At 68.2% G+C, this 18,289-nt stretch carries 16 protein-coding genes, 1 tRNA gene and 2 pseudogenes; 8 read left to right on the plus strand and 11 right to left on the minus strand.

The genetic code is table 11. From position 1 onward, the window contains the following. The first annotated feature begins 2 nt into the window (after positions 1–2). From ACHMW8_RS12370 to ACHMW8_RS12395, 6 genes are all read left to right on the plus strand, one after another. On the plus strand, positions 3–281 hold the full coding sequence (locus ACHMW8_RS12370) for a type II toxin-antitoxin system RelE/ParE family toxin (protein ID WP_395445703.1): 279 nt from the start codon (positions 3–5) through the stop codon (positions 279–281). 48 nt (positions 282–329) lie between these two features. Next, positions 330–620, plus strand: coding sequence for a hypothetical protein (locus ACHMW8_RS12375; protein WP_125155886.1), 291 nt, complete (start codon positions 330–332; stop codon positions 618–620). Positions 621–628: 8 nt separating this feature from the next. After that, on the plus strand, positions 629–1,753 hold the full coding sequence (locus ACHMW8_RS12380; RefSeq protein ID WP_395445704.1) for an NAD(P)/FAD-dependent oxidoreductase: 1,125 nt from the start codon (positions 629–631) through the stop codon (positions 1,751–1,753). A gap of 68 nt (positions 1,754–1,821) precedes the next feature. Further along, entirely contained in the window at positions 1,822–2,877 is a 1,056-nt protein-coding gene (locus ACHMW8_RS12385) for a glycosyltransferase (RefSeq protein WP_395445705.1), read from the plus strand. 44 nt (positions 2,878–2,921) lie between these two features. Then, positions 2,922–2,998, plus strand: a tRNA-Met gene (locus tag ACHMW8_RS12390). A gap of 67 nt (positions 2,999–3,065) precedes the next feature. Beyond that, on the plus strand, positions 3,066–3,527 hold the full coding sequence (locus ACHMW8_RS12395) for a hypothetical protein (protein ID WP_395445706.1): 462 nt from the start codon (positions 3,066–3,068) through the stop codon (positions 3,525–3,527). Here ACHMW8_RS12395 and ACHMW8_RS12400 read toward each other — a convergent pair. The 5 genes and pseudogenes from ACHMW8_RS12400 to ACHMW8_RS12420 all read right to left on the minus strand — a co-directional run bounded on the left by ACHMW8_RS12400 (position 3,463) and on the right by ACHMW8_RS12420 (position 8,162). Next, entirely contained in the window at positions 3,463–4,467 is a 1,005-nt protein-coding gene (locus ACHMW8_RS12400; protein ID WP_395445959.1) for a glycerophosphodiester phosphodiesterase family protein, read from the minus strand. The genes ACHMW8_RS12395 and ACHMW8_RS12400 overlap by 65 nt on opposite strands. Before the next feature lie 143 nt (positions 4,468–4,610). Next, on the minus strand, positions 4,611–4,715 hold the full coding sequence (locus ACHMW8_RS12405; RefSeq protein WP_395445960.1) for a glycoside hydrolase family 47 protein: 105 nt from the start codon (positions 4,713–4,715) through the stop codon (positions 4,611–4,613). An 85-nt stretch (positions 4,716–4,800) separates the two neighbouring features. Further along, a pseudogene (locus ACHMW8_RS12410) lies at positions 4,801–6,015 on the minus strand (glycoside hydrolase family 47 protein); the annotation flags it as partial. 164 nt (positions 6,016–6,179) lie between these two features. Then, positions 6,180–7,610: a sensor histidine kinase gene (locus ACHMW8_RS12415; RefSeq protein WP_395445707.1), complete on the minus strand. Its 1,431-nt coding sequence runs from the start codon at positions 7,608–7,610 to the stop codon at positions 6,180–6,182. 93 nt (positions 7,611–7,703) lie between these two features. Further along, positions 7,704–8,162 carry an Lrp/AsnC family transcriptional regulator gene (locus ACHMW8_RS12420; protein ID WP_395445708.1) on the minus strand — a complete coding sequence of 153 codons (459 nt, stop codon included), beginning with the start codon at positions 8,160–8,162 and terminating at the stop codon, positions 7,704–7,706. Positions 8,163–8,268: 106 nt separating this feature from the next. Here ACHMW8_RS12420 and ACHMW8_RS12425 point away from each other — a divergent pair, with 106 nt between their 5' ends. Continuing rightward, positions 8,269–9,510: a methionine gamma-lyase gene (locus ACHMW8_RS12425; RefSeq protein WP_395445709.1), complete on the plus strand. Its 1,242-nt coding sequence runs from the start codon at positions 8,269–8,271 to the stop codon at positions 9,508–9,510. A 14-nt stretch (positions 9,511–9,524) separates the two neighbouring features. On the opposite strand, the gene ACHMW8_RS12430 is transcribed toward ACHMW8_RS12425, so the two are convergent. Next, positions 9,525–10,499 (minus strand): glucokinase, encoded by a 975-nt coding sequence (locus ACHMW8_RS12430; protein ID WP_395445710.1) that lies wholly within the window; start codon positions 10,497–10,499, stop codon positions 9,525–9,527. A 222-nt stretch (positions 10,500–10,721) separates the two neighbouring features. On the opposite strand from ACHMW8_RS12430, the gene ACHMW8_RS12435 reads away from it, so the two are divergent. Continuing rightward, complete coding sequence (locus ACHMW8_RS12435) at positions 10,722–11,075, plus strand: PilZ domain-containing protein (protein ID WP_395445961.1); 354 nt, start codon at positions 10,722–10,724, stop codon at positions 11,073–11,075. 83 nt (positions 11,076–11,158) lie between these two features. On the opposite strand, the pseudogene ACHMW8_RS12440 reads toward ACHMW8_RS12435, so the two are convergent. From ACHMW8_RS12440 to ACHMW8_RS12460, 5 genes and pseudogenes are all read right to left on the minus strand, one after another. Next, positions 11,159–11,589: pseudogene (locus tag ACHMW8_RS12440) on the minus strand (helix-turn-helix domain-containing protein). Between the two features lie 208 nt (positions 11,590–11,797). Further along, entirely contained in the window at positions 11,798–12,613 is an 816-nt protein-coding gene (locus ACHMW8_RS12445) for an acyl-homoserine-lactone synthase (protein ID WP_395445711.1), read from the minus strand. A gap of 123 nt (positions 12,614–12,736) precedes the next feature. After that, positions 12,737–13,465, minus strand: coding sequence for a LuxR family transcriptional regulator (locus ACHMW8_RS12450; protein ID WP_125155899.1), 729 nt, complete (start codon positions 13,463–13,465; stop codon positions 12,737–12,739). Between the two features lie 129 nt (positions 13,466–13,594). Next, positions 13,595–15,112, minus strand: coding sequence for a response regulator (locus ACHMW8_RS12455; protein ID WP_395445712.1), 1,518 nt, complete (start codon positions 15,110–15,112; stop codon positions 13,595–13,597). Between the two features lie 185 nt (positions 15,113–15,297). Further along, complete coding sequence (locus ACHMW8_RS12460) at positions 15,298–18,132, minus strand: TonB-dependent receptor (RefSeq protein ID WP_395445713.1); 2,835 nt, start codon at positions 18,130–18,132, stop codon at positions 15,298–15,300. Positions 18,133–18,289: the final 157 nt, after the last annotated feature.

The following is an 18,289-nucleotide window of genomic DNA, read 5'->3' on the forward strand; positions in this document are numbered from 1 at the left end:
CAGTGCGTCTCAGCGCGCTGGCCGCTAAGGAAATCCGCCGGATAGGCGAGGACATAAAGCGCGATAAGCCCCAGGCCGCAGTGGCTTTCGTGGCTCAGCTGCTTCAGCGCTGCGAGAGTGTGGCCAACGCGCCTGAAGGCTACGGACTGAAGCCGCAATACGGCTCCGCCGTGCGCGGTGTAACAGTTTCGCCCTATGTGATCCTGTATCGGATACGAGCAGCGGACATCCTCATCCTCAGTGTCCGGCATGGCGCGCGCAGGCCGGTGGCGCTGAAATGATCAGGGACCTGCGTGGCGCGCTCCGGGGTTCGTGCTAGGCTTCCCACCATGACCAAGACCGCCAAACCCGTGACTGTCACCCTCAGCGCCGAGGACGCCGCCGATCTGCAGGCGCGGGTCGAGCGGGGCGAGTTCGCTTCCCTCGAGGAGGGCGTCGCGGCCGAGCTGGCCGAGCTGAACTATCGGCGGGCGGCGGAGATCGTCGGCGGACCGGAAAAGCTCGAGGCTCTGCTGGACAAGTTGGAAGTGGTCGAGACGCAGGATCCCGCCGACTGGATCGGCGGCAAGCGTTCGCTGTCCGACATGCTGGCGGACCTGAAGGCCCAGGCCGGATCGTAGGCGTTCCCATGGCGGATTTCGATTTCGACGCCGTCGTGGTCGGCGCGGGCGCGGTCGGGCTGGCCTGCGGTTACGCGCTCGCCAGGCGCGGCCTGATCGTCGCCGTGCTGGAGGCCGAGAGCCACATCGGCCAGGGCGTGTCGTCACGCAATTCCGAGGTGATCCACGGCGGGCTCTACTATCCGACCGGGTCGCTGAAGGCGCGGCTGTGCGTCCAGGGACGGCGGCTGCTGTACGCGTTCCTCGACACCCACGGCGTCGCCTACAAGCGCTGCGGCAAGCTGGTGGTGGCGACGTCCGACGACGAGATCCCGCGCCTCGACGCCATCTGGGATCAGGCCCTGGCCAACGATGTCGAGGGCATGGCGCGGCTGACCGGCGAGCAGGCCCGCGCCCTGGAGCCCGGCCTCAACGCCCACGCGGCGCTGCTGTCGCCGGAGAGCGGCGTCTTCGCCAGCCACGACTACATGCTGGCCCTGCAAGGCGAGATCGAGGCCGCCGGCGGGGCGGTGGTGCTGTCGACGCCGTTCGAAGGGGCCGAAGCGCTGCCGGGCGGCGGTTTCGCCGTGCGCGCGGGCGGGGCGGATCCGACCGCCCTGACCTGCCGCCTGCTGGTCACCGCGCCGGGCCTGTCGTCGCAGGCGGTCGCCGGCCGCATCGAAGGTTATCCGGCCGACCACATTCCCAAGCCCCACTACGGCAAGGGCGTCTATTTCCGCCTGACCGGCAAGGCGCCGTTCCAGCGGCTGATCTATCCGCCGCCGATCCACGGGGCGCTGGGGACCCACTACCGCAACGACCTGGGCGGTCAGGCGGTGTTCGGGCCCGACCTGGAGTATGTGCCCGCGCCCGACTATTCGGTCGATCCGGCCAAGGCCGAGGCCTTCGCCGCCTATATCCGCAAGTTCTGGCCAGGCCTGCCCGACGGCGCCCTGCAACCCGACTACGCCGGCGTGAGGCCCAAGCTGCATGGCCCCGACGCGCCGCAGCCCGACTTCCAGCTGCGCGGCGTCGAGGACCACGGCTTCGAAGGCCTGATGGCCCTGTTCGGCATCGAGAGCCCAGGCCTGACCAGTTCTTTGGCGATCGGCGAAACCGTGGCCGCAAGGCTGCTGGGGGAGCCGGCCGTCTAGCTTCGCGTTGACACTGGATCGGCGCCCGCCGATGGTCCGCCGCCTTATACGCCGCCCCGGAGTTCGCCTTGACCAACCTGCTGCACGCCATGCTGGGCAAGGGTCTGGGCGGTCTGGAGCAGGTGTTTCTCGACTATCAGCCGATCCTCGAGGCCTGGGCCGCCAAGCGCGGCGGACGGTGCGTCGGCGTGGTGCGCAAGGGCGGCAAGGTGGCCGCCGCGCAAGCCGGGCGGACCCCGTCCCTCATCCCGATGCCGGCCTTCACCGACTGGGACCCGATCACCCTCGGCGCGGCGCGCGCCGTGGTCCGGGCGAACAGGCCGGCGATCATCCTCAGCCACGGCCAGCGTCCGGCGCGGGTGTTCGCCAAGGCCGCCCCGGCCGGCGTCATCCAGGCCGTCTGCGTGCACAAGCCCAGCTTCGACGTGACGCCGGGGACCCACTATCTGTGCGTCGGCCAGCACCTGGCGAATCTGGCCCTGGAGCGCGGCGCGCCCGCGGATCACATTCACGTCGTCCAGAACGCCGTCCGGCCGCCAAACGTCCGAGCCAGGCCCTTCGCCCGCGAGGACGGGCCGGTGAAGATCGTCGCCGCCGGTCGGCTGCACGCCAAGAAGGGTTTCGACGTCCTGATCCGCGCGGTCGGCAAGCTGCGCGCCTGGGACGTCGACGTCACCTGCGAGATCGCGGGCGAGGGCGCCGAGCGCGCCGACCTGGAGGCGCTGATCAACACGCTGGATCTCGATCCGTGCGTGAAGCTGGTCGGTTGGACCGACGACGTCGCCGGCTTCCTGGCCACCGGCGACCTGTTCGCCTTTCCCTCGCACCAGGAAGGCTTCCCGCTGACCCTGTTGGAGGCCATGGCGGTCGGCCTGCCGGTGGTGGCCACCGAGATCGACGGGCCGGTCGAGATCCTCGACGAGGGCGTCACCGGCCGGCTCGTGCCGGACGACGACCCCGACCGTCTGGCCGAGGCCCTGGGCGAGCTGATCAGCGACCGCGATACGGCCCGACGGCTGGGCGCGGCGGCGCGCGAGCTGGTGCTGACCGAATACGGACCCGACGAACTGGCGCGGCGGCTGGAGGCCGCGCTGGACGGAATGCTCGTCAATTCTAAGGCTTGATGCCAACCGCGCTCGGGAGTATGACCCCCGTCCGTCCTGGCTATGGCTGGGTAGCTCAGATGGTTAGAGCGGTGGATTCATAACCCACAGGTCGGCGGTTCGATCCCGCCCCCCGCCACCAGGACGGACTGAGTTTCCTTACAATTTTAGACTTGCAACGGCGTCGCGGTGTCGTCCGTTCTCGCCCCATGGCGCGCGCGCTCAAGGTCTTTACGTGGTCGGACGGCTTCCATCGCTACACGGTGGCGGCGACCTCGCGCGCCAAGGCTCTGGCCGCCTGGGAGACGGATCGGGATCTGTTCAAGGAAGGCGTCGCCGAGGAAGCGCCCGATGCGCCCGACGCCAAGGCGGCCCTGGCCGCGGCGGGCGCGGTGATCCGGCGGGCCGAGGGCGGTTTGAAGTCGGCGGTCGACAGGCTTCCGAAGGCCAGGCCGAAACCGAAGGTCGACAGTCAGGCCGAGACCGCGCGGAAGAAGGCGCTCGCGGAGGCCGAAGCCGCGCTCGACGCCGCCGAAGCCGAACAACGCGACGCCGAGGCCGACCTTGAGCGCCGTCGGCGCGCGCTCGACGCCGAGGCCGCCGCGATCAGCGGCTCCTGGGCGAAGCGGCGCGCTGCCCTGGAAAAGACCATCGCGCGTCTGCGACGGTGATCGTTGCGGCGCCGCGCAGGCCCTGCCCGTCGAGATAGTCGAGCAGAGCCGCCGGATAGTCGGTCTGGACGACGCTGACGCCCTGCGCGATCAGGCCGCCCCAGGCCTTGGCGGGATCGATCAGGGCGCGCCGATCACCGGCCGCGTCAGGCAGTCCCTTCAGGCCCTTGCCGGCCAGGGCGTTGGTCCAGAGGCGGACGCCGGCGGCGCGGGCGGCGTCGCGCACAGCCACGAAGCCATTCTTTTTCACGCCATCCAGCTCGATGGCCGGGATCGCCCGCGCGCCGGACGCCTGGGCGGTGGTGATAGCCGCCAACTGGCCGGCGCGCGGGGCGCCCTTGCCACCAATGATCGGCATGAAGGCCAGGTTCTTGTAGAGCGGCAGGTCCGCGATCGGCGGGGCGCCCAGGCCGGCCCGGGCCTTGAACAGCACCCAGTCGGCGGCGTCGACATCATGCACCAGGCGGGCGACCTGTGCGGGCGAGCCTTGCTTCAGGTCGAGATTGACCAGGATGCGGCCGCGGGCCGCCTTGAGGAAGGCGCTCAAGGTGGGCGGCGCGGAGTCGGTGGCCTGGTCGCCGGCCTTCAGGCGCAGGGCCTGCAGCTCGCCCAAGGTCAGGTCCGCCACCCTTCCCTTGCCCGTGGTGGTCCGGTCGACCTTGGCGTCATGCATGAGCACCAGGGCGCCGTCCTGGGTGCGGCGCACGTCGACCTCGACCACGTCGACGCCCAGGGCGATGCAGCGCTCCAGGGCGGCGAGGGAGTTCTCCGGGACGGCGCTGGTCAGGCCGCGCGACGGGGCGGGCGCGTGGCAGGCGCGGTGGGCCACGACCATGACGCCGTCGGTCGGGTCATAGAGGCGCTCGCGCGGGTCGGCGGCATGCGCCGAACCGGCCATGGTTCCGATGGCGAGAGCGATCGAAAGCGCGCCAAGTCGCATGGTCCAAGTTCCCCAGCCCTTACCGCTAGATCGCCGATTCACGCGACAGGCGTGCGGCGGTTCGGAACTTATTGGGATGACGTCACCGGAGAGGCCGCGCCTCAGGCTTTCCGATGCGCCAAGTTGTCCCGCGCGGGCCGGCCCTAGATCTTTCGGAAACCCCGCAGGACGTTGGCCTCGGTGCTGAGCTGCAGCTTGGCGTAGTCGATGCGCGGCGTGTCCGAGAAGATCAGGTAATAGTACTTCATCTGCTCGGACCACCAGTATCCCGGGGCAGTTGTCGCCCTGGGTCATCGGCTTGGTCGTGATGTCCTTCAGAGCGGTGTAGCCATAGGCGGCGCGGCTGGTCGCTTTCATCTCGCGATAGTGGATCGCCGTCAGCTGGCGATAGCGGTCGTCGCGGTCCAGCAGCCACAGGTTCAGGCAGGCGTCGGCATATTCGGGGCGCAGGCCGGTGGCCTTGCGGCGCGCCTGGCGGGTGGCGATGTCGATCGATTCCGGAATGACGCCGTACGTCGACTGCATCTCGGTGAACGAGGCCAGGTAGTCGTCGCCCTCCTTCTTGAAGCCGACCTGGGCCAGCAGGCCGGCATAGTAGGCGGCCAGCTCGCTCTGGGAGGTGTTCAGCACCGCGCCGGTCTCGTAGTCGACCATCGGGAACCACAGGCGGCCGTCATAGCGCTTGGCCTGGTGGGCCAGCTGGGCGGCCGTGACCTCCTGCGCCCAGCGCTTGCAGTCCTCGTCGCCGAACAGCTCCCAGGCGTCCCACAGATATTCGTAGAAGCTGTCGGCGTAGATATCGATGCTGGCCGTGCGGCTGATCCACTCGCCCGTACGCGCATCGATGTTGGCGGCCATCAGGCCGATCTTCGAGCGCTTGTCGAGCGCGTGCTTCATGGCCTTCTTGGCGACGTCGAAATAGCGCTTGTCGCCGGTCAGCTGGCTCAGCACGCCGAACTCGGTGATGTAGGTGCCGATCTCGGCCAGGTTGGTTTCGGGATCGCGGACCGCGCCGGTCCTCAGGTTCACATAGCGCCAGGGCAGGCCGTGGGGCGAGGCGTCGAACGCCTTCAGCAGACGGTCGGCCAGGTCCTTGGCCTTGGCCAGCAGCACGGGGTCGCCGCAGGCCAGGTGGGCCGAGATCAGGCCGCCGACCAGGCGGATATTGGTCTCGAAGACCTGGGCCTCGCCATTGACGTCGAAGTCCAGCGACGACTTCACCCAGTCGACGCCGGCCTGGAATTCGGCGTCCAGGCCCATGATCCACAGAGTGTCCAGCGCCTCGACCAGGGAGAGGCCCAGATCATGACCCTCGACGAAGAACGACTGCGACGTGCCGCTGACGGGATTGATCTCGTCCTTGCCCCAGGCCTTGGCGACATAGCCCTGCCAGGCCCATTGGAATTCCTTGCGGACGTCGGCGGCCAGCGCCTTCCAGTCTCCCTTGGGCGCACCCCTCTTGGGCGCGGCGGCGGTCAGGCCAGGCGCGAGGCCGGCGGCGGCGAGGACTGCGAAGGCGGAGCGGCGGGTGAGTCGAGCGGGCGTCATGGCCCCAACCTAGCGGCGACCGAAGGCTTGAGCGAGGGGAAGACGGTGGGACGCCGGCCGGGATCGCGACTTCCCGGCCGGCGAGGAGACTGGCGGTTGGGCGCGCCGGGGGCCTCTTGAAACCTAGGACGCCGCGGCCGGCGACGACCCGCCATAAGCTTGACCTAAAGTTTCGAGGTCTCGTTCGCCGGGGTCTCCGGCAGGCGGGCGCGCAGGGTGCAGCTCAGGCCTTCGGGGCGATAGTCCATGGTGGCCGCGCCCTTCAGTTCGCCGCCCAGGCTGCGTTCGATCAGGCGCGAGCCGAAGCCCTTTCGCGTGGGCGCCGCCACCGGAGGGCCGCCGGTCTCGGTCCAGACGACCTCCAGCGCACGGTCGTCGGGAGCGTAGGTCCAAGACAGACTCACGCGGCCGGCGGCATTGGACAGCGACCCGTATTTCAGGGCGTTGGTGGCCATTTCATGAAGGATCAGCGCCATGGTCAGCGCGCCGCCCGGCTGCAGGCGCACGGCGGGGCCGTCGATCGCGAAGCGCGCGCCGGTCTGGTCGAAGGGGCGCAGGGCGCGCTCGACCACTTCGCGCAGCTCCGCGCCGTGCCAGCTCTCGCGGGTCAGGATGTCGTGCACGCCCGACAGACCCAGCAGGCGCGCCTCGAACTTCTCGAAGGCCACGACCGGATCGGGCTCGTTGCGCAGGGTCTGGGCGGCCATCGACTGGACGGTGGCCAGGGTGTTCTTCACCCGATGGTTCAGTTCGTTGATCAGCAGGCGAAGCTGGCTCTGGTGGCGCGCCTGGGCGTCCTCGGCCTCCTTGCGGACGCTGATGTCGGAGATGATCGCCAGGATGTAGGCGGGTTGGCCGTCGACGCGCACCATCGAGGCGGTCAGGTGGATCCAGAGGTCGCTATCGCCCACCAGAAACCGCCGTTCGGCCGCGCAGGTCTCGATCTCGCCCGACAGCAGGGCCGCGCTCGACAGGAGCGTTTCATCCAGCACGCCCGGATGCACGAGGCTCTGCAGCGACACACCCAGCAGGACCTCACGATCGCGCCGCAGCAGGGCGCAGAAACTGTCATTGGCTTCCAGGATCTCGCCGGTGGGTGTCAGCCGCGCCACGCCCATGGCGGCCTGATCGAAGACGGCGCGGTAGCGAGCCTCGGCGGCCTCCAGCTTCAGGCGGGCCTCGATATTGGCGGTGACCACCTCGGTATAGAGGACCAGCCCCCCGATTTCGCCGGCCCCGTCGTCGGTGGGATCCGTGCGCCAGGGCGCCATCGACCAGCGGATCCATTCGGTGCGGCCGTCGCGGTCGACATAGGGATCGCCTTCGTGGCGCAGTTCGACGCCTTCGGCGAGGACGCGGGCGTGCAGGTCGCGCCACTTTTGCGGGATCTCTGGGAAGACGTCGTAATGCTGGCGGCCGATCAGCGGCATGTCGGGCGGCAGGCGCTGGTCGGTCAGGTACTGCCGCGAGGCGGCCAGGTAGCGCATCTGGTTGTCGAAGATCGCGATGCCCAAAGGCGCGTGCTTCAGCGCCGTGGTGACGCTGGGCGACCCGGCCATTTGAGGCCTGGACTGGGGCGGCGCTTCTTTGCTCATCGCGCCTTATGGTAGCGGTCTCGGTCGCCACCGGCGCTGAATTTCCCGTGACAGGTTGTTGGACGAATTGCCGCACCTGCCGGGGTGAAGGCCTCAGCTGGCCACCGGAAACACCCGCGTCTGTTTGACCACGCCATAGGCGAAGCTGGTGTCGATCGAGGCGATGCCGGGGATGGCGTGCAGCTTGCGGCGCATGAAGGCTTCATAGGCCTCCAGGCTGTCGACGATCACCCGCAGCAGATAATCGTCGCTGCCCGCCAGGAGGAAGCAGTCCAGGATCTGGTCGATGCGCTGCACCTGCGCCTCGAAGCCGGTGATCAGATCCTGGCTGGGACTGTTCAGGCGCACGCGGACGAAGACCGTGATCGGCAGGCCGTAGGCCTTCTGGTCGACCAGGGCGGTATAGCCGGTGATGACTCCCTCGGCCTCCAGATTGCGCACCCGGCGCAGGCAGGGCGAGGGCGACAGGTTCACCCGCTCGGCCAGCTCCTGATTGGTCAGCCGCCCGTCCTTCTGCAGCTCGCGGATGATCTGGCGGTCCTTGGTGTCCATTGACGTCCCTTGAGCAGAATCTGCCAAAACAGGAGCTCATCGTAGCAGAATTCGCAATCCATCTTCCCCCGCTTCGCACCACTCTCTCGGTGACAGGGAGCGAGACATGCGTAACGACCAGGCCGGTTTCTCCACGCGGGCGATCCATGCGGGCTATGATCCCGCCGATGAGCACGGGGCTCTGACGCCGCCGGTTCACCTGACCTCGACCTTCGCCTTCGAAAGCGCCGAGGCCGGCGGCGAGATGTTCGCCGGGACGCGGGAAGGGCATTTCTACTCGCGGATCTCCAACCCGACGACCGACCTGCTGGAGCGGCGCCTGGCCAGCCTGGAGGGCGGCGAGGCGGCCGTCGCCACGGCCTCGGGCATGGGGGCGATCACCGCTACGCTGTGGAGCTTCCTGCGGGCCGGCGACGAGGTCATCACCGACCAGACGCTCTATGGCTGCACCTTCGCCTTCCTGCGCGACGGCCTGACCCGGTTCGGCGTGACGGTGCGGACGGTCGACATGACCCGGCCCGAAGCTCTGGCCGAGGCGATCTCCGCCAGGACCCGGATCGTCTATTTCGAGACCCCGGCCAATCCGAACATGCGCCTGGTGGACATCGCCGCGATCAGCCAGATCGCCCGCGACGCCGGCGCCAAGGTGGTGGTCGACAACACGTACGCCACGCCGGTCCTCACCCGGCCGCTGAGCCTGGGCGCGGACATCGTCGTCCACTCCGCGACCAAGTATCTGGGCGGTCACGGCGACCTCATCGGCGGCGTCGCGGTCGGCGGCGTCGAGGACATGGGTCGCGTGCGCCTCGTCGGGGTGAAGGACATGACCGGCGCGGTGATGTCGCCATTCACGGCCTTCCTGGTCATGCGGGGCCTGAAGACCTTGGCGCTTCGCATGGCTCGCCACAGTCAGAGCGGGGAGGCCGTCGCCCGCCGGCTGGAGGCGCACCCGGCCGTCGCGCGGGTGTTCTATCCGGGCCTGCGAAGCTTTCCGCAGCGCGCCCTGGCCGAACGCCAGATGAGCGCGGGCGGCGGCATGGTCGCCTTCGAGCTGAAGGGCGGCCACGCGGCGGGCGTGGCGATGATGAACCGTCTGTCGATGATCCGTCGGGCCGTGTCGCTGGGCGACGCCGAGACCCTGATCCAGCATCCGGCCAGCATGACCCACTCGCCCTATTCGCCCGAGGAGCGGGCGGCGGCGGGCATCGGCGAGGGGTTGGTGCGGCTGTCGGTCGGGCTGGAGGACGTGGCGGATATTCTGGAGGATCTGGAAGCGGCGCTGGCGACCGCGGCTCCCCCGCTGGGGGAACCATCCGCGAAGCCGACCGAGGGCGCCATCTCCGCCTAGCGCGGAGGGTGATCTCAGCAGTCCAGGAACTTCACCTCGTCGGCCGCGTACTTCATGTCGCTGGCGCTGAAGAGGCCCGACAAGCCGAGCAGGGTGCAGCGGCCGATGGTCAGGTACACCGGAATGCTACGCACATACGCGCCCATGCGGCCCTTGTCGGAGAACCGTCTGCCGAACGCCGCGCGGTCCAGCAGGTCGCCGATGCGCTCCATCAGGGGGCTGTTGATATAGACACCGCCGCGGGCGGCGAACATCAGGGCCGCGTCGCCGGAGAAGGCGCCGAGCAGGGCGCTGAAGATCGACACCGCCTCGCGGGCCCGCGGGTCGCCGTCACGGGCGCGGGCCAGGATCACGTCCTCGCTCTCGGTATCGCCGCCCAGCGCCATATGGATGTCGGCCAGTCCCTGCTGCGACAGGAAATGTTCGGCCGAGACCCGGCCGTACTTGATCTGCAGGGCCGAGAAGACCGGGATCTCGCGCGCCTCGCCGGGCGTGAAGTCGATATGGCCGCCTTCGCTGACCACCGGGACCCAGCCGTCGTTGCGATGTGGCGAAAGGCCCGCGACGCCGAGGCCCAGATTGGGGCCGATCACCGCGATCGGCGCGTTCTTGGCCGGCTTGCCGTCGTGGATCAGGGTCATGGCGGTGTTCGCCAGGCGCGGCGCGCCCAGCGCGCAGGCGGCGAAATCGTTGAGCAGGGCCACGCGCGGGGTCTTGAGCACCGCTCTCAACCACGACTGGGTCACCGTGAAGTCGCCAGCCGTCAGGGCGATCGCGCCATCGATCTCCGGACCCGCGCCGCAGATCGCCGCCCCGACCAATTCGCCATGGCCGTTCTTGGAGAAGGCGTTGACCAGGTGCCGCTCCAACTCGCGCAGGGAGCCGCACGCCAGCTCCTGGTGCGCGCGCGGCGGATCGCCAGGACGCACGACCGCCAACGCCAGGTCGCGCCCGTTCACGTCGGCCAGCAAGACCGATCCCTTAGCCATGTCGCTTCCTCGCATGGCCGGATCTTCCGTCCGGCTTCGAATGAATACTGTTGTACCGGTAACATGGACCGGCAAGAGGAAGATATCCCTGAAGACCGACGTTATGACAAGGCTGTCACCGCCGACAGTCAAAACCCGCTTCGAGTTTTGGGCGCGTTAACCTTTACGACTAAAATCCTAAATTTAGACGGCCGATTAACCGCGGCGTGCGTTTATCCCCGCATGGCGAAGTACGCGTCAGAAGGCGATCAAGATCGACGGACAGCCGTCCGTATTCAAACTCAGAGGTCCGGCAAGATCCTGTGCGGCGCCTTCGCGTGGGATTGCGTGATCCGCGATCTGTCGAGCGGCGGCGCGCGGATCCAGATGCTGTCGGGCGCCGCACCGCCGGGAAAGGCGCAACTGGTTGATCTCGTCGCGGGCCTGGCCCACGACGTGACCGTGGCCTGGCAGCGCGACCGCGAGGTGGGCATGCGGATCGTCCGCACCTACGACCTGCGCGGTCTCACCCCTTCCGTCGCCGGCGCCGCCAAACGGATCTGGCTCGCCTCGCGATCAGACGCCTCCACGGGCTGACGTCCTGAAAACGAAAAAGACCTCGGCCCGCCCGCCGAGGTCTTCTTGTCCGCATCAGCGCTCAGGGCTGGCGGGGCTTGGCGTCAGGCGGTTTCGCGGGCCGCCTCGTCAGCCATGGCGCGCACCAGGTCGAGGACCTGACGACGGACGCGGCCGCGACCGATGCGCGGGAACACCTCGGCCAGTTCCAGGCCTTCCGGCGTGGTCAGGAACTCCTGAACCACCTTTTCGGCGTGCTGAGCGGCGTCGTCGACTTCCGCGCCGCTCATGGGATCGGCCAGGCCGTCGAAGAAGAACGACACGGGGACCTGCAGGGTCTTGGCGATCTCATAAAGCTTGCTGGCGCTGACGCGATTGGCGCCGCGCTCGTACTTCTGCACCTGTTGGAAGGTCAGGCCCAGGCTGTCGGCCAACTGCTCCTGGCTCACGCCCAGCAGCTTGCGACGCATGCGGACGCGGCCGCCCACGTGCAGGTCGACAGGGTTGGGCGTCGGCCTTCGGTTTCTTCGCTCATCTGTTTTTCCGCCTCCAACGGTTGTTCGGGGAAAATGACACGACCGTGACGTCGGCGGAAGCTGGGGCGTTCATAGCGCGGCGTTACGTCGCGACGGTTTAGCTGGCCTCCCCGATCCGCGGAAGTTAGCCGTCCGGACGACGATTCGCCGCCAACCGAAGGGTGATCCGCTGCCGTCCTGCGCGAGTGGGTCGTACGCCGCGAACCCCTAGGCGTTGAGGGGAGAGGCGCCGGAGCGGTGGTCCCAGATGCGTCGCGCCTGGCCGGTATTGTCATGCAGGCGGAACAGGGTCTCGGCGGCCAGGGTCTCGTCGCGCGGGGCGCCGGCGGTCAGCTGGGGCGTCATGGCCCGGGTCACCTGGCGTTGCACCGAGGCCAGATCGCCGAACGCCATCAGGTCAAGGGCGTCGATTTCGTAGCCGATCGGCGACTCGCGGCCGATCGCCTCCAGCACGCGATCCAGCAGATCCCGCGAGACGGCGATCTCGGAGCCCGCCACCACGCCGTACGCGTAGGGGCGCGGAATGCCGACCAGGCGAGTGTCGATCGGCGAGTTGAGGATGCCGGGATAGAGCCGCATGTCGATCATGCCCACGAAGCGGGTCACGCCGTGGCGAAGAGCCAGCTCGAAGGCGGCGGCCCAGCACTCGAACACGCGCTCGCCACGACCGGGACCCTTGCGCCGGCGATAGGCCTCGGTGGTGAACAGGCGCGAGGCCTCCCAGACGTCGGGTCCCTTCTTGGGCGTTTCGCCGGGCGCGATCAGGTGAGCGAACTTGTCGGCCAGCATGCAGCGGTCGTCGGTGGGCCGCAGCCGCAGGCCGACTTCCAGCTCCAGGGCGTCGTTGAAGCCCAGCAGATAGACGGCGCGGTGGTCGTCATAGTCGTCGACCTCGCCGCCATCCAGAACGACCAGATCGACCCAGCCGTTCTTCTCGACGCACTGGCGCCGGCGTTCCTCGTGCATGGCCCAGAGCTGAGGGCCATAGAGATGGCGGTTCTCGGAAGTGACGATGTGGATCATGGCCGGCCCCCTTACTGGCGTGGACGGCCTGCATTAGGGGACATGATCCGGCGAACGCGCGATAGGCCAAACGGCCTAAGCCCTACGCGCGGAGGGTGCTTGCCAGGGCCGCGAGGGTCTGGGTTAGAGTTTGGAGAGCAGCCCCAACTCGCCGGCCTTGAGCACGGCTTCCTGGCGCTTGACCACGCCCAGCCGCTTCTTGGCGGCCTCGATGTGGTGATGGACCGTGCGCGGCGACAGCTCCAGGATCGCGCCGATCTCCCAGTCCGTCTTGCCGCGGCTGGCCCAGTACAGGCACTGGGCCTGGCGTTCGGAGATGATCCCGTAATCCGGGCTGCCGTCCTGCATTTCCCAGTGCTTGAGCATGATCGTGCCGAACACCGTGGCCAGGCTGTCGATGACCGCGCGCGCGGTCGGGTCGGTGGCGGGGGCCTCGGTCGACATGCGGATCAGCACTTCCTGGCCGGCCGGGCCGAAGACGCGCACGACATAGCCGTCGTTCATGCCCAGCTCGGAAGCCTCGCCCCACATGGACTGGGCGCGGCCGTCGCCCAGCGGCTTGGCGTCCGTCCAGGCGAACGACCGCGGAGACTTCAGGAGGAGTTTCACGCACGGATCGTGGACGACGTAGCGCTCGCTCCAATAGCGCTGGTCCCAGGCCTCGAAGTCGCGGCGGCTCAGCGTCGGCGGCTCCTTGCCGTAGTGCTCGGCATTGACCAGGGTGGCGCAGAACTTGTCGTAGCCGAAGGCCCCGATCGCTCGGGCGAAATGGGTTTCCACCTCATGGGCCGAGCCCAGGTGCGGCGCCTGGCTGAGAAACGCCCAGGCCTGTTGTTCCGCCGTATTCAGCACTCGAGACGCTCCGCACTCACGCTGAGGGCGAAGCTAGGCCGGGATACGCCTCGGCGACAAGCGCGCGCTATCCAGAGTAGCGTCGGAAACGGGCGTCGGATTGTAGCGGAACGCGCGGGGCGCGGCCTTTTAGGCGGCCTCTTCCTCGCCGTCTTCGTCCTCGCCCAGCAGGGCGCTCAGCACGGTGGCCAGACGCTCGGGCTTGATCGGCTTTTCGACGACGTCCTGCATCCCGGCGGCGATGTAGGTCTGGACGTCGGCCGGGTCGGCGTTGGCGGTCAGGGCCACGATCGGCACGCCGCCGGCGCGGCCGCCCATCTCGCGGATGGCGCGGGTCGCGGCGATGCCGTCCATGCGCGGCATCTTGATGTCCATCAGGATCAGATCGTAGCGGCCGCCCTTGGCCATCTCGACGGCCTCGACACCATCGACGGCCTGCTCGGAGGTGCACTCGAACATATCGCACAGCGCCTCGGCGACCATGCGGTTGGTGGCGTTGTCGTCGACGATCAGGATGTGGGCGGCGCGGGAGGCGACGGCCTGCTCCTCGTGGATCTCGGCCTCGGCCGCAGCCGCCGCGAGCGTCAGGCCGAAGCCGACGGTCAGGCCGGCGCCGCGATTGGCCTCGGCGTGCAAGGGACCGCCCATGGCGCGCAGGACGCGGTGAGCCAGGGCCATGCCGACGCCCAGGGCCATCTCGTTACGGTCTTGCAGGCTGGACGGGCCCAGAGGGTCGTTGATCCGGGCCAGGCGCTCGTCGGCGTGGCCCTCGGTGTTGTCGCGCACCAGGCCTTCGAGGCGGATGTGGTCGCCTTCGGCGCGGGCGGTCAGGCGGGTCTCGATCATGCCGCGGCCGGCGGCCAGGGCGTTCTCGATCAGGATGTCGAACACCTGCAGCAGGCGCTCGCCGTCGACCTCGACCCCGCATTCCGGATCGCCGTTGTAGGAGACCAACAGGGTGGAGCCGCCCTCATGGGCGCGTTCCGCCCAGCGGGCCTCGACCGCGTCGGCCAGGTCGCGCAGGCGGGTGGGGGCGGGGGCGAAGGTCAGCTGGCCGCGGGACGAGCGGTGCAGGTCGATGGCGCGGTTCACCGTCGCGCCCATGTCGCCGATGGCGCGCACGAACGCCGAGGCGTCCGGCGTCAGGCGCTGCTGCTCGAGGCGTTCGGTGATGGCCAGCACGCCGTCCAGGTGTGCGCCGATGTCGACGGCCATGCGCTCGGCCATGCCCATGGCGTCGCGGGCGTCGCGTTGGCGGCGACGGTGAGAGGCCAGCAGCGAACCCAGGCCGCCGACGCCCATATAGCGGCCAGCGGCGTCCACGGCGATATAGGCGGTGCGGAAGACGGGCGTGGGACTGTCGGCCAGGGCGTTGACGAAGCTGCTGGCGTCGGTCTGGGCCGCGACGATGCGCGGCGCGGTGTCCATGACCTCGGAGATCGGTTTGCCGGCGAGGGTGTCCTCGGCGACCCGCATCATGCCCTGCAGCACGTCGCGATAAACCAGGCCGATCGGCGCGCGGTCGGCGTCGACGATCGCCAGCGCCGGCTTGGCCGGATCGGCGTCGAACATCGCGGCGGCCTCGGCGCAGGACGTGCCGGGGGCGATCGGGTCGCTCAGATCGATCAGACGGTAAAGCGTTTCCATGCGGCGCTTCGCTGGGACTTGGAAGGACAACTTGCCCCGGCCGGCCTTGCGGAGTCGTTAAGTTGGGCGCGGTCACGACGCGGTAATCGTGGGAAATCGCTCATCTTTCCGTCGAGCCCCCGGCGCCCGGCCAGAAAAGGGCGGCGGAGGACCCGCCGCCCCGTCCGTTTCTTGCGTAGCTGGACTTACCAGGACTTGGTGATCGACACGCCATAGAGGCGCGGCTCGGCGGTGATCACATTGGTGAACAGGCCCGAGCTGTCGTCGGTGGTGTAGGCGTCGACGATCGGCGTCTTGTTGCCGATGTTCTTCACATAGGCGTCGATCGAGACCCCCCATTCCGGCTTTTCGACCTTCAGGGTGATGTTGCCGTTGTCCCACGACTTCAGGCGGTCGTACTCGGTGTTGTACACGCGAGCGAACTGCTTGCTCTGGCGGTAGTAGTCGCCGCGCAGGGTGGCCGACCAGCCGGAGGGCAGGTCGAAGGTGTACTGGGCGCCGAGCGAGGTGGTCCAGTGCGGCGAGTTCGGCAGCTCATTGCCCGACAGGTTGGCCGCCGTACCTTCGATCGAGTAGCCGGCCCCGTAGGTGTAGAGGCCCGTGGCGTTGGCCAGGAACGCCGCGGTGGGCGCGGGGAGGCCCGCGCCGCCGGCCGCGGCCGGGGCCGACAGGAACGCCTGATAGGCCGCCGCCCCCGAGCAGGCCCAGGGCAGGGTGGCCCCGGCGCCGGCGCCCAGGATGGTGGCGACGCCGGCGGTGGCCAGCACGCAGTCGGCGCCGACGGCCGACGAGTTCGGACCCACCTTCACGACCGTATAGGCCGGGTTGGACTGGGTGCGGTTCATCGTGTCGATCGAGGTGACCCCGTCGCCGATCTTGGTGTGCAGATAGCCGATATTGGCGTTCAGCTTCAGGTTCCGCACCGGCGACCAGATGCTCTCCAGTTCGAAGCCGTAGACCTTGGCGTCGACGTTCTCGTTCACCGAGGTGCGGTTCACGATCTTGGAGATCTGGTAGCCCTTGTAGTCGTACGAGAAGCCCGTGGCGTTGATCAGCACGCTGCCGCCGGCCAGGGTGTTCTTGGCGCCGATCTCGATGGCGTTGACGAACTCGGGGTCGAAGGTCTGGCGGATGCCGACGGCGCCGGCCGGAACGCCAGGATTGATGCCGCCGCCCTTGTAGCCCTTGGAATAGAAGGCATAGAGCAGGGTGTCGTCGGTGAAGCCCAGATGGGCCTTGTAGTCCACGCCGACGCGGCCCGTGGTCTCGTTGAAGCGGGCGCGCTGGTCCGGGTTGCTCGGGTTCAAGGTCAGGCCGTAGCCGGGGGCCAGCAGGACGGTCGAGTAGTTCTTGACCGCCTTCTTGTCGCGGGTCTGGCGCAGGCCCAGGGTGAACTTCAGGTCCTCGCTGGCCTGATAGTAGAGCTCGCCCATCACCGCGTCCGACACCAGGGTATAGGGCGTGCGGTTGTCATAGTAGTTGTGGCCGTCGCCGGTCGGGTCGGCCGCCGTGTCGATGCCGATGCAGTTGGCGGTGGTCGCCGGGTTGCAGTTCGGATTGCCGGTCTTGGAGAAGTTCAGGGCCAGCGACGACAGGGTCAGCGAGTTGCCGATCACGTAGTAGTCGGTCAGCGTCCGGTAGGTGAAGTGGATGGCGCCGACGGTGAAGTTCAGCGGGCCGTCGAAGGCCGACTGCAGGCGAAGTTCCTGGCTGAACTGTTCCGAACGGCCGGACGAGACGTCGATGGTCGTGAACTTGTTCGTATTGCCCACCTGCGGGTCGTTGAAGAACCCGCCCGGCGTGAAGGGCGTGTTGTTGAAGGGGACCGGCGAGACGTTCCGGTTGTAGTCCTGCTTCGTATAGACGCTGCCCTTGCTGTAGGCGGTCATCGAGGTGGCCGTCAGGGCGTCGGTCAGATCGTAGGCCAGGGTGAGCTGATAGACGTTCGAGCCCGACCGGTAGAGCGGATCCAGCGCCGTCTCGATCTCGCGCAGGTTCGTCGAGGTGGTGTCGCCCAGGTTCGTGTCGCCCGAGGTGAAGCCGAAGATGTTGCCCAGAAGGCCGGTCAGCGTGCCCGAGGTGTTGACCGTGCCGTAGGCGCTGGAGCCGTACAGCGAGGCCGGCAGACAGCCCTGGGTCAGGAAGCCGCGCGCCGCGCCCGTCGGCACGCCGCCCACCGTAGCCGGGCCGTTGTCCTTGGTGCAGAGCTGCTTGCCGGTCCGCGCGCGGTTGTCGTTCTCGTGGAAGCGTTCCCACAGGAAGTTGGTGCGCAGCTTTTCGGTCGGGTTGAACATCACCTGGACGCGGGTCGAATAGAGGTCCCGATCGTCGACGACGTGGTTGTTGAAGGTGTTGGTGACGAAGCCGTCGCGCTTCAGCGAGGCGCCCGACAGGCGGACGGCCAGCTTGTCGCCGAAGATCGGCACGTTGACCATGCCGCGCAGCTTGACCGAATTGTAGTTGCCGTACTCGGCGCGGACATTGGCCTCGAACTGGTCGGTGGGCTTGGCGGTGATGACATTGACCACGCCGCCGGTGGCGTTGCGGCCGTAGAGGGTGCCCTGCGGACCACGCAGCACTTCCACGCGCTCCACGTCGTAGAATTCGGCCTCGAACAGGTTGCCCGACTGCATCGGGGCGTTGTTCAGGTGGACGCCGACGCCCTGGTCGGCCGAGGCGCCGACGGCCTTGGCCCCGATGCCGCGGATCTGGAAGTTGAAGCTGTTGGTGAAGTTGCTCTTGGCGAAGGTGACGTTGGGGATCGCCTGCTGGAGGTTCGGGCCGCCGTCGATCTTCTGCGCCTCGAGGGAGTCCTGGCTGAACGCCGACACGGCGATCGGCACGTCCTGGAGCGCTTCTTCCTTCTTCTGAGCGGTGACGACCAGCTCTTCGATGACGGTGGTGTTCTGTTGCGCCGGCTTGGCGGCCTGCTGGGCGAACGCGGGGACGGCGAAGCCGGAGATCGCGACCGCCGAAGCGCCCATGACCAATAGGCTCCGCATACGCAGAGTTTGCGACATTGAATTCCCTCCCTGGACCCCGGCGGCGCCTTATGGATGGAGCCTGCTGGGGCCGATGTTTCCTCGGCGCCGTACTGTTCTCACCACGTGGGCGTACGGCGAACCCATCGCAGCATTCGGAGATTGCATACTTGCGTTTGAAAGCTGTCAACTGGCC

Source organism: Caulobacter sp. UC70_42 (genome assembly GCF_044056025.1).
Taxonomy (GTDB): Bacteria; Pseudomonadota; Alphaproteobacteria; order Caulobacterales; family Caulobacteraceae; genus Caulobacter.

Coding starts and splice junctions, on each gene's coding strand:
- ACHMW8_RS12395 (WP_395445706.1), top strand. CDS start 3,066: ATGGCGCGCGCGCTCAAGGTCTTTACGTGGTCGGACGGCTTCCATCGC.
- ACHMW8_RS12445 (WP_395445711.1), bottom strand. CDS start 12,613: ATGATCCACATCGTCACTTCCGAGAACCGCCATCTCTATGGCCCTCAG.
- ACHMW8_RS12420 (WP_395445708.1), bottom strand. CDS start 8,162: ATGGACACCAAGGACCGCCAGATCATCCGCGAGCTGCAGAAGGACGGG.
- ACHMW8_RS12425 (WP_395445709.1), top strand. CDS start 8,269: ATGCGTAACGACCAGGCCGGTTTCTCCACGCGGGCGATCCATGCGGGC.
- ACHMW8_RS12375 (WP_125155886.1), top strand. CDS start 330: ATGACCAAGACCGCCAAACCCGTGACTGTCACCCTCAGCGCCGAGGAC.
- ACHMW8_RS12415 (WP_395445707.1), bottom strand. CDS start 7,610: ATGAGCAAAGAAGCGCCGCCCCAGTCCAGGCCTCAAATGGCCGGGTCG.
- ACHMW8_RS12460 (WP_395445713.1), bottom strand. CDS start 18,132: ATGTCGCAAACTCTGCGTATGCGGAGCCTATTGGTCATGGGCGCTTCG.
- ACHMW8_RS12430 (WP_395445710.1), bottom strand. CDS start 10,499: ATGGCTAAGGGATCGGTCTTGCTGGCCGACGTGAACGGGCGCGACCTG.
- ACHMW8_RS12405 (WP_395445960.1), bottom strand. CDS start 4,715: ATGAAGTACTATTACCTGATCTTCTCGGACACGCCGCGCATCGACTAC.
- ACHMW8_RS12435 (WP_395445961.1), top strand. CDS start 10,722: ATGGCGAAGTACGCGTCAGAAGGCGATCAAGATCGACGGACAGCCGTC.
- ACHMW8_RS12380 (WP_395445704.1), top strand. CDS start 629: ATGGCGGATTTCGATTTCGACGCCGTCGTGGTCGGCGCGGGCGCGGTC.
- ACHMW8_RS12400 (WP_395445959.1), bottom strand. CDS start 4,467: ATGCGACTTGGCGCGCTTTCGATCGCTCTCGCCATCGGAACCATGGCC.
- ACHMW8_RS12455 (WP_395445712.1), bottom strand. CDS start 15,112: ATGGAAACGCTTTACCGTCTGATCGATCTGAGCGACCCGATCGCCCCC.